We start from the raw sequence: 10,355 nt of genomic DNA, 5'->3' as shown, positions 1-10,355 counted from the left end.
CCGGGCACCGGGGTGGGGCGGGCCCGCACACCCTGGTACGGCGACGCGGCCCAGGCCGGCGGCGGCGCGCTGCTGGACCTGGGCCCGCACGCCATCGACCTGCTCATGACGGTCTTCGGCCCGCCGCAGGTCGAGGCGTGCGAGGTGGACGCGCCGGACGTCGAGGAGCGGGTCCGGCTGGAGATGACGTTCCAGGGCGTGCCGGCGACGCTGAGCATCGACCGGGCCGCGCGCAGGCTGGAGACGTCGGTCACCGTCACCACCGAGGACGGCGACCATGTGCTGGACCTGCGCCGGGGCGAGCTGCGCCGGGCGGACGGCACGGTCGAGGCGACCGAGCGCGGACCGGAACTCGCCGCGATCTCGGCGTACTTCGACACGGTGACGGGCGTCGCCACCCCGCACGGCAAGGTCAGCGCCCAGGACGCCCTGGACGTCCAGCTCGTGGTGGAGTCGGCGTACCGTCGAGCCCGGCTTCCCTGACCGCCCCGGGCGGGGATCAGTCGAGGAAACGGGCCACTTCGGCGCAGAACCGCTCGGGTGCGGTGCGATGCACGTAGTGGCCCGCGTCGATGGCCAGCAGCCGCCCCCGGGGCACCGCCCCGGCGACCTCGGCCAGCAGGGACCGGGGGACCGGACTGGACAGTCCGCCGCTGATCACCAGCGTCTCCGCGGTGACCTCCCCGAGCCGCCGCCACCACCCGGGATCCGCCTTCCGCAGGCCGTCGATCACTGGGCGGACGGCGGCGCCGTCCAGCTCACCCGCCCTGCGCAGCTCGCGGAACTCCTGGTACAGGGAGATGATCCGGGCCCGGTCGTCGGGCCGCCGTGACCGCGCCCGCAGCTCCGCTTCCGCCGCCGCGTCCCGGGGCGGCGGCGGGGTGTCCTCGATCACCAGCCTGCCGACCCGGTCGGGATGGCGCTGGGCGACGAGCCAGGCGACATGACCGCCCATGGAGTGCCCCACCAGGTCGACCCCGCCCAGGCGGTGACGGTCCAGCAGGGACAGCACGTCCCGATACATCAGCTCGAACGTGTACGCCTCCGCCCTGGGGCTGCGCCCGTGTCCGCGCAGGTCCGGCACGAACAGCCGGCGCCCCCGGGGCCGCAGCTCGGACACGAGCCGGTCCCAGCTCCGCCCGGTGTTGCCCAGCGCGTGCAGCAGAACCGTCGGCCTGCCTGCCGGATCACCGGTGATCCGGCAGGCCAACGGCACGGTACCCGCCGTCATTCCCGGGAGGGGGTGCTGGTGACGAGGTAGTCCACGATGGCCGAGACCGTCTGCTGGTGCCAGACCAGATTGGCCGGGAGCTTGCGCTCCAGCAGCCGTTCCAGCCGGCGGCGGATGACGATCGCCATCACGGAGTCCAGGCCCGTCTTCAGCAGCGAGCGGTCCGGGTCGAGCTCCGCCGGATCCAGTTTCATCTCGCTCACGATGACGGAGACCGTCTGTTCGTGCAGCAGCGTGCGCAGCGCCTCCTCGGACAGCTCCGAGAGATCCGGGGTCCCCTCCTGAGGAGCCGCCGAAGCCGCCGGTTCGTCGTCGGCGATGTCGCGCAGCAGGCCGGTGCGGCGCGCTCCGGAGGGCAGCGGCACGGTGCGCAGCACCGCGAGCGAGGCGGCGCCGACCCGGCCGGCCTGCTCCCAGGCACCGAAGGCCTCCGGCGCCGTGATGTCCCCGACCCCGTGGGCCCGCAGCTCGGCGTCGACCGCCGCGTTGGCCGCCATGCCCATGCCCCGCCAGGAGGTCCACGCCAGACTCATGCTGCCGACGGCACCGAGGGTGTGGTCGTGGGCGGCCATGGCGTCGAGGAACGCGTTGGCGGAGGCGTAGGCGGCCTGTCCGGTGAGCCCCAGATACTGCCCGCAGGACGAGAAGTGGACCAGGAAGTCCAGGGTTCCCGGCGGGAAGAGCCGATGCAGGGTCAGCGCGCCGCCGGCCTTCGGCCGCATCACCGCCGCCAGGGCGTCGGCGTCGAGCCGGTCGACGAACTGGTCCGCGAGCACACCCGCGGCGTGCACCACTCCACGGATCGGCGGCAGGCCCAGAGCGTCCGGGTCGAGGGCGGCGGCCGCCGCCTCGGCGTCGGACAGGTCCAGCGACAGCACCCGGACCGTCGCGCCGAGGGCCTCAAGCCCCCGGACGGTCTCGATGCGGCGCGCCTGGACCTCGTCGGTGACGGCGTCCCACCGCGACCGGGGCGGAAGGCCCCCGCGCCCGGCCAGGACGAGGCGACGCGCTCCCCGCTCCACCAGCCAGCGGGCGATCTCACCGCCCAGGCTGCCCAGGCCGCCCGTGACGAGATACGTGCCGTCCGGCCGGCACCGCGGCGGGGCATGGTCACCGCCCGCGCCGGGGGAGCGCACCAGCCGGTTCGCCCAGGCCCCGCCCTCGCGGACCGCGACGACGTCCTCGCCCGGGTTCGCGGCGATCACGCCCAGCGCGGTGACCAGGTCGTCCCGCGTGGGCCGCAGGCCGAGGTCGAGCGTGCCGCCCCACAGGTCGGGGTGCTCGCCCCCGACGACCCGGCCGAGTCCCCACCGGGCCGACTGCGCCACGGCCTCCAGCCGGTCCGCCTCACGCACACCCGAGGTCAGCGACCAGAGCCGCGCCGTACCGGGCGGCCACGCGCTCAGCCGCCGCGCCGCCGACGCCAGCCGCCACGCCTCCCGCACGGCACGCTCCCCGATGTCCTGCTCCGAGGGCTCCCCGCGCTCCGGCAGCGGCAGCACCACCACGTCCACGGGCCCGGACAACTGCTCGCGCAGGCCGTCGAGCCCGTCCGGATCCTCCGCCCACAGACAGCGGACGCCGCCGTCCTCGGCCGTGGCCCGCAGCGCCGCCGTCAGCTCCCCGTCCGCGCCGATCAGCACCAACGGCCGGGACGGGACACGCGAGGTGTCGCCGGGGAGGGGCTTCCAGTCCATGCGGAACAGCAGTTCCCCGGGCGTGCCCGCGGCCGTCCGGTCCTCCGCGCCCGCGTACCGCACCCCGGCGAGGACGGCCGCGGTCCGCCCGTCCTCCGCCGCGATCCGCACGCTCACCGTGGCCGGGCCGTCGACGAGCGCCTCGACGCGGGCACGGGCCGGGGGCTCGCCCGTGGTCCACACCCGGCCGACGCCGGCCACCACCCGCAGGGCGGCGGGGCCGGGGAAGGCGACGGCCGCCATGGACAGCGCGGCGTCGAACAGCGGCGCCCAGGTCGACGCCGGTTCGCCCGCGTCCGTCACGACGTCCGCGCGCAGCCCCTCTTCGATCCGCTCCAGGCGGTCCACCCGCCAGGGGAAGGCCATGCTCGGCACGCCGACCGAGGCCAGGTCGGCGACGATCCGGTCCGGTGCGAGCACCGTGCCCGGCGCCGTACCGACGGACGGAAGGCCGGGCGGCGCGCTCCGGTCGGACACGGACGCGACGGCATGGGTCAGCCACGGCTGCTCCTCCGCGGCCTCGGCGTCGGGCGCGTCCGGCGCGTCCGGGCCGACGGTCCGGGACAGCAGGCGGACCACACCGTCCTGTGCGACCACGTCCACGTCCCGGGCCGTGGCCAGGGTCAGCGGCAGGTCGAACGACACGTCGGACAGGCCGGACGGCGACGCCCCGCGCCCCGCCGCGGCCAGGAACGTCTGCAGGACGACGGCCGCCGGGACGATCTCCACGCCGTGGATGGTGTGGCTGCCCGGATACGGCCGGGACTCCCTGTCGACGCGGGTGCGCCACAGGTCCAGCGGCGTCCTCCCCGCCAGGGAGGTGCGCGGACCCAGCACGGTACGGCTCGTCACGTCGTGGCGCCCGCGGTCGGTCCTGCGCACCGGCAGGTCGCGCCAGTACCGCTGCCGCCGCCAGCTGCGCACCGGCAGCGACAGGGGCGGCGTCCCCGGGTCCGAGGGCCAGTCGAGGGCGACCCCCTGGCAGTACAGCGTCCCCGCGTTCGCCAGCAGCTGGCGCCGCTCCCCGGTGTCACGGCGCAGGGAGCCGACGACACAGTGCCGGTCGGCCCCGACCGCGTCCAGGATCTCCTGGACGGAGTGCCGCACCACCGGATGGGCGGACACCTCCAGGAAGGTGCGGAAGCCGTCCTCGGCCGCCGCCGCCACGGCCCCCGACAGCCGTACCGGGCTGCGCAGATTGGTCGCCCAGTAGGCGCCGTCACGGGGGGACGCGTCACGCGGGTCCTCCAGCGCGGTGCTGTAGACGGGGATCCGGGGCGGGCGGACGGTGAGGTCGGCCGCGGCCTCGGCGAGCTCCTTCATCAGGGGCTCCATCTGCGGGCTGTGGAAGGCCACGTCGCTGTCGACCCGGCGCACCAGCAGCGCCGCATCCGCCGTCAGTTCCCGGGCCAGGGCGTCGATCTCGGCCACCGCTCCGGCCACCACGGTCGTCGTGGGCGAGGCGAACACCGCCGGCACCACGCCGTCGGTGCCGCCCAGCCGGGCGGCGGCCTCCTCGGCGGGCAGCCCGATCATCAGCATGCCGCCCGCGCCGGCCACCCGCCGCAGCAGGACGCTGCGCCGGCACACCAGCCGGGCGCCGTCCTCCAGCGACAGGATCCCGGCGGTCGCGGCGGCCGCGATCTCCCCCATCGAGTGGCCGACGACGGCGGCGGGCCGCACCCCGAGCGACCGCCAGACCGCGGCGAGGCCCATCTGCACCGCGTAGATCATCGACTGGGCGACGTCGACACGGGTGACGTCCCCGTCCTCGATCATCTGCCGGGCGGTCGTGCCGAACTCCTCGGCGAAGACCGGCCCGATCCGGTCGATCACCTCGGCGAACACGGCGTCCGTGGCCAGCAGTTCACGGCCCATGCCCGGCCACTGGGCGCCGGTCCCGGAGAAGACCCACACCACCCGGTCCCCGCCCTCGTCCGCCACCGTGCCCTCGGCGAGGCCGGGTGCCGTCTCGCCCGCGGCGCAGCCGCGCAGCGCGCTCGCCAGCTCCCCGTGGTCGGCGGCGACCACGACGGCCCGGCGCTCCAGGTGGCTGCGCCGTGTCCCGAGGTCCTGCGCCAGGGAGGCGAGCGGAACGCCCGTGCCGGGCCCGGCCAGCCAGTCGGCGAGCCGGGCGGCGTCCTCCCGGACGCTCGTCTCCGACCGGCCGGAGAGCGGGAACAAGCGGGGTGTCGCCGCGGCCTCCTCGGCCCCGGCGGACGGCTCGGGCCGGGCCGGCGCCTCCTCCAGGACGACATGGGCGATGGTGCCGCCGTAGCCGAAGCTGGAGACACCCGCCCGCCGGGGCGGGCCGCCACGGCGCCATGGGGTGCGCTCCCGCGTCACCCGAAGCCCCGAATCCGCCCACGGTATACGCGGGTTGGGGGCGGAGAAGTGCACGCTCGGCGGGATCTCCTCGTGCACGAGCGCGAGGATCGTCTTGATCATCCCGGCGATCCCCGAACCGGCTTCCAGATGCCCGATGTTGCCCTTGACCGAGCCGATCAGGCAGGGGTTGTCCGCGGGCCGGCCCGCGCCGAAGACCGCGGCGAGCGCGCCGGCCTCCAGCGGGTCGCCCGCGACGGTCCCGGTGCCGTGGGCCTCGACGTAGTCGACCGAGTCCGGCGCGATGCCGCACCGCGCGTACGTCCTGCGCAACAGGTCCGCCTGCGCCTCGCCGTTGGGCGCCATGATGCCGGCGGTGCGCCCGTCCTGGCTGACCCCGCTGCCGCGGATCACCGCCAGCACCCGGTCGCCCGCCCGCTCGGCGTCCGCCAGGCGTTTCAGGACCAGGACACCCGCCCCCTCGCCCCGGCCGTAGCCGTCCGCCGAGGCGTCGAAGGGCTTGCTGTGGCCGTCCGGGGAGGTGGCGCCGGCACGGTCCAGGGTGACCGACAGACCGGGCGCGACCATGAGGTTCACGCCCGCCGCCAGGGCCACGTCGGACTCCCCGGACAGCAGGCTCCGGCAGGCCAGATGGACCCCGACCAGGGAGGCCGAGCACGCGGTGTCCACGGCGAGGCTGGGGCCGCGCAGGTCGAGGCTGTGGGAGATGCGGTTCGCGGTGGCGCACATGGCCGCGCCGATACCGGTCCACGCCTCGATCCGCGCCAGGTCCTCCAGCAGCCGCCGCCCGTAGTCGTCCGAGCCGACGCCCACGAAGACACCGCAGTCGCCGCCGCCCAGACTCAGGGGCGGGATCCCCGCGTGCTCCAGCGCCTCCCACGCCAGCTCCAGCAGCAGCCGCTGCTGGGGGTCCATCAGCTCCGCCTCACGCGGCGCGATGCCGAAGAACTCGGCGTCGAACCCGGCGATGTCGGTGAGGAAGCCGCCACGGCTGGTGGTGTTCCGTACGACGGCCGCGTGGTCGTCCTGGCCGCGCGCGTACGGCGCCCAGCGCTCGGCTCCGTCGCCGATGCCGTCCCGGCCCTGGACCAGGAGGTCCCAGAACGCGTCGGGGGAGTCGGCGCCACCGGGGAACCGGCAGCTCAGCCCCACGACGGCGATCGGCTCCCCGGGCCCGTCGGCGGCCGTGGCCGCCGCGTCCGGTGAGGCTTGCGAACGCGTCACGCCCCGCTCCCTTCGGCGCCCTCGGTGCTCCAGGCGGGCAGCTCCCGCACCGTGACGACCGCCGCGGTCACCATGAGTCCGGGGCCGGCGCTCAGCATGAGCAGATGGTCACCGGGGCTCACCTGCCCGTCCTCCACGAGGTGGTTGAGCTGGAGCCCGACGTCGGCGGCGCCCGCGTGACCCACGTCGCGGAAGAAGTCCACGGCGCCCAGCGAGGCGTCCAGGCCCATCGGCCGCAGATGGCTGTCCAGGAAGTCCGTCGTGCCCGCCCCGAGGTGCAGCACCTTGGACAGGTCCGCCACGGTGATCCCGGCCTCGCCGGTCACCTGCTCGATCAGCTTCACACTGCTCGCGGCGTACTCCTGGCCGATCTCGGACGCCCTCGGCCCCAGCTCCTCGACCATCGCCTCCAGGTGCTCGTTCATGTCGAGCATGCGGCCGGCGGTGACCGACGGGGGGAAGATCGGGACGTGCCCGCGGTTGAGGATCTCGAACCGGGGCAGCGACACCGAGTCTATGGAGCGCAGTTCGGCCCAGCCGGACCGCTTCGACAGCACGACCGCGGTGGCCGCGTCGGCGAGCACCGCGTCCCGGTGGGCGTGCCAGCGGTCGACCGAGGGAGCGCCGAAGTTGTCCGCGCTGCTCACCACGGCCCCGGTGCGCGACGGCGCGCACAGCAGGTACTGGGTGGCCATCTCCAGGGCGGCGAGGAACGCGTTGCAGCCCTGCTCCACCGTCAGCGCCGGAACCGGGGTGTCGAGCGTGGAGCGCAGGATGTAGTGCGGCGCCGACCAGCCGTCGGGGCCCTGGTGGTAGGCGCAGGAGTGCACCAGGATGTCGATGTCGTCCCGGCCGAGGCCCGAGCGGTCCACCGCCTGCCGGACGGCCGCCACCGCCATGTCCGGCGCGGAGGTGCCGTCGGCCACGGCGATGTTCCGCCACCCGCAGGACTCCATGCGTTCCCGGTCGTACCAGCCGCGCCGGACCGCCTCCGCCACGCTCACCCTGGGCGGAATGTACGCCCCGGTCCCTGCCAGGAAGACGTTCTCTGTTCTCACTCTCACATTTCCTCACTGACCGGGCCGGGGCCTGATGACCTTCCCGGTCTCGGTGGTCGGCAGTTCCGCCCTGGAGGCGAAGGCATGGGGGACCCAGCCGGGCGACAGCCGTTCCCGGCAGAAGCGCTCCAGCTTGTCGAGGTCGACCGTCTCGGGGGTCACCGTCGCGCTGATCCGCTGGCCGAGGACGGGATCGTCCACGCCGGACACCAGACAGGAGGCGACGTCCGGGAAGGCGAGCAGCACGGCCTCGATCTCCTCGGGGCTGACCTTGACGCCGGCGACGTTGATGCTGGTGGACAGCCGTCCGACGAGCACCAGCTCCGGTCCTTCCCACCGGGCCAGGTCACCCGTGGTGAAACCGTCCCGCAGCGGGGTCGCGTCGACGGCGTCCCGCTCGGCGTAACCGAGCATCATCGACGGCGACGTGACGGTCACCAGGCCCGTCCCGGACTGCCCGGACTCGGCTCCGGGGACCGGGGACAGCGTGACCCGCACACCGGGCAGCGGTGTGCCGGGTCCGCCGGCGCCCGGCCGCCACGCGACGGGCCGGCTCACACAGATCGGACCGGTCTCCGTGGTGCCGTAGACCTGGCCGACCTCCCCGCCGAGCCGGGTCGCGACCAGTTCGGCGGTGTGCGCGTCCAGCGCCATGCCGGCGGAGAGGAAACCGACCGCGCGGTCCTCCCGGGGCCGGGTGCGGGCGGACTTGGCGAGCAGCCGCAGCATGGGCGGCACACCGACGAACAGCGTCACGTCGTCGTCGGCGAGTTCACGCAACAGCAGACGCGGCTTGTCGGGCGTCAGACACCGCACCCGCGCACCCGCCAGGGGCGCGGCGACGGCGCACAACCCGAAGCCGTAGGCGTGCTGGAGCGGCACCGGGCACAGCAGCCGGCTGCGCGGCCCCAGCTCCAGGGCCGTCCGGTAGTGCTCCGCCTCGGCCAGCAGCGCGTCGGCGGAGCGCAGCGCGACCCGGGGGTATCCGGTGGTGCCCGAGGTGATCTGGGCCGTCGCCGCCCCGTCGAAGGCAGGGCGGCGCGCTCCCTCGCGACCGGGTTCCCGGCCGTCGCTCAGGGTCCGCGTGCCCCAGTCCGCGGCGGTGCGCGGGAAGGCCAGGGGCGACTCGCTCGGCGCCGACAGGAAGTCGAGCGGGCAGCGTTCCTGGATCCGCCGCAGCTCCCACGGCGTCAGCCGGCGCGACAGCGGTACGGCGACCGCCCCCGAGGCGATGATCGCGAACACGTCGCTGACGAACTCGGCCGCGGGCCACGCCACGGTCCCCACCAGGACCCCCGGCCCGACACCCGCCTCCCGCAGCGCGCGGGCCCTGGCGTCGACCATCTCGGCCAACCGCGCCGCGCCGGTCGTCCCGGAGACGTCGCTGATCAGCGGAGCGTCCCCCAGCAGGGCGGCCTGCTCACGCAGCAGCGAGAGCAGCTCCCCGCGCGCGCCGGTCATCCGAGCCCGGTCAGCGCGCGCCGCAGGGCCCCCGCCGCCTTGTCGAGGACGTCCCCGGTGTGCTCCGTGCTCAGGAACCACGGCTCCAGCGCGTTGGGGTGGAAGTAGAGGCCCTCGCGCTGGGCCAGCGTCTGGAACCGGCGGTGCCGGGAGAAGTCGACGGCGTCGGCGAGCCCTCGTAAGGTGTCTGCCTTCTCCACCGGTTTCCTGAGCAGCGCCACGCACATCAGGGTGCCGACGCGGCTGATGTGCACCGGCCGCCGCTCCGCGGCGAAGACCTCGCGCAGCGCCTCCTCCGCGCCGGCGCCGATGGCCTCCAGCTCGTCGTAGAGGCCGGGCAGCGCACGGAGCTTGGTCAGGACGGTGACGACCGCGCGGAGGGCCGCGTGGTTCCCGGCGTAGACGCCCGCGTGGTACGCCTCGTTCGTGGCGAGCATCCGCATCGCCTCCGCGGTGCCGCCGAAAGCCGCGACGGGGAACCCGCCGCCCATGACCTTGGACAGGACCGTGAGGTCGGGTGTGACGTCGTACAGCTCCTGCGCCCCTCCGCGGGCGACCCGGAAGCCGGTGATCACCTCGTCGAAGATCAGCATCGCGCCGCTGCGGGCGGTCAGTTCGCGCAGCAGCCGCAGGAAGCCGGGGGCCGGGGGGATCACCCCGGCGTTGGCCAGCACCGGTTCCAGGATGACGGCCGCGATCTGGTCGCCGTCGCGCGCGAAGAGCTCCTCGAGGGCCTCGGCGTCGTTCCACGGCAGCTGCGCGGTGTGGGCGAGCGCCTCGGGGATCATTCCGGGCGCCCCCGGGACGACGTCCGTCGGCCGGGTGCCCTGCACCTGGAGCGTGGTCTTGCCCGCCCGCAGGACGGTCTCGCTCCAGCCGTGGTAGTGCCCCTCGAAGGTGACCACCAGGGAGCGGCCGGTGGTGGCGCGGGCGAGCCGCAGCGCGGAGGCCACCGCCTCCGTGCCGGAATTGGCGAACCTGACCTGTTCCACGCCCGGCACCAGTTCGGCGACGAGCGATCCCGCCGCGGCGTCCAATTCGTGTGGCAAGCCGGTCATATGACCCTTGGTGAACTGATCGGCCACGGCCTCCGCCACGTCCCGGTCGGCGTAACCGAAGAGATGGGGTCCGTAGCCCATGTTGAAGTCCACGAGCTCCGTGTCTTCGACATCCCGGATCAGACATCCTTCGGCGCGCCGTACGACGAGGGGCACGGGGACGGCCGCCGCGCGCATGCTGCTGCTGACACCGCCGGCGATGACGTGCTTGATGTCCTCCAGGGAATCAGTATTCGTCCGACGTTCGGCGTCCATGGCACCCACTGAAAACCTCCAGCTG

General features: G+C 74.7%; 6 protein-coding genes. 1 reads left to right on the top strand and 5 read right to left on the bottom strand.

Annotated features, from left to right (window positions below; translation table 11 throughout):
- On the top strand, positions 1-483 hold a 483-nt coding region (locus ALMP_RS27060), incomplete at its 5' end, for a Gfo/Idh/MocA family oxidoreductase (RefSeq protein ID WP_264932945.1).
- A gap of 16 nt (positions 484-499) precedes the next feature.
- On the opposite strand, the gene ALMP_RS27055 is transcribed toward ALMP_RS27060, so the two are convergent.
- The 5 genes from ALMP_RS27055 to ALMP_RS27035 are packed head-to-tail and all read right to left on the bottom strand — an operon-like array spanning position 500 to position 10,330.
- A complete protein-coding gene (locus ALMP_RS27055) occupies positions 500-1,231 on the bottom strand; it encodes an alpha/beta fold hydrolase (RefSeq protein WP_264932943.1) in 732 nt (243 codons plus the stop codon).
- Entirely contained in the window at positions 1,228-6,498 is a 5,271-nt protein-coding gene (locus tag ALMP_RS27050) for a type I polyketide synthase (RefSeq protein WP_264932941.1), read from the bottom strand. Before ALMP_RS27050 ends, ALMP_RS27055 begins: the two co-directional genes overlap by 4 nt.
- Positions 6,495-7,556, bottom strand: coding sequence for a ketoacyl-ACP synthase III family protein (locus ALMP_RS27045; RefSeq protein ID WP_264932940.1), 1,062 nt, complete (start codon positions 7,554-7,556; stop codon positions 6,495-6,497). Before ALMP_RS27045 ends, ALMP_RS27050 begins: the two co-directional genes overlap by 4 nt.
- A 12-nt stretch (positions 7,557-7,568) precedes the next feature.
- Positions 7,569-9,017 (bottom strand): class I adenylate-forming enzyme family protein, encoded by a 1,449-nt coding sequence (locus tag ALMP_RS27040; RefSeq protein WP_264932939.1) that lies wholly within the window; start codon positions 9,015-9,017, stop codon positions 7,569-7,571.
- The gene (locus ALMP_RS27035; protein ID WP_264932938.1) at positions 9,014-10,330 is read right to left on the bottom strand and encodes an aspartate aminotransferase family protein; all 1,317 of its coding nucleotides are present in this window, start codon (positions 10,328-10,330) and stop codon (positions 9,014-9,016) included. The genes ALMP_RS27040 and ALMP_RS27035 overlap by 4 nt, the downstream gene beginning before the upstream one ends.
- Positions 10,331-10,355: the final 25 nt, after the last annotated feature.

The organism is Streptomyces sp. A012304 (assembly GCF_026008495.1).
Classification (GTDB): Bacteria; Actinomycetota; Actinomycetes; order Streptomycetales; family Streptomycetaceae; genus Streptomyces.
The sequence above is the reverse complement of the archived record's forward strand: the minus strand, read 5'-3'. Positions and strand labels throughout refer to the sequence as shown.

Excerpts from the sequence above, each read along its gene's own strand:
- ALMP_RS27035 (WP_264932938.1), bottom strand. The coding sequence starts at position 10,330 with ATGGACGCCGAACGTCGGACGAATACTGATTCCCTGGAGGACATCAAG.
- ALMP_RS27040 (WP_264932939.1), bottom strand. The coding sequence starts at position 9,017 with ATGACCGGCGCGCGCGGGGAGCTGCTCTCGCTGCTGCGTGAGCAGGCC.
- ALMP_RS27055 (WP_264932943.1), bottom strand. The coding sequence starts at position 1,231 with ATGACGGCGGGTACCGTGCCGTTGGCCTGCCGGATCACCGGTGATCCG.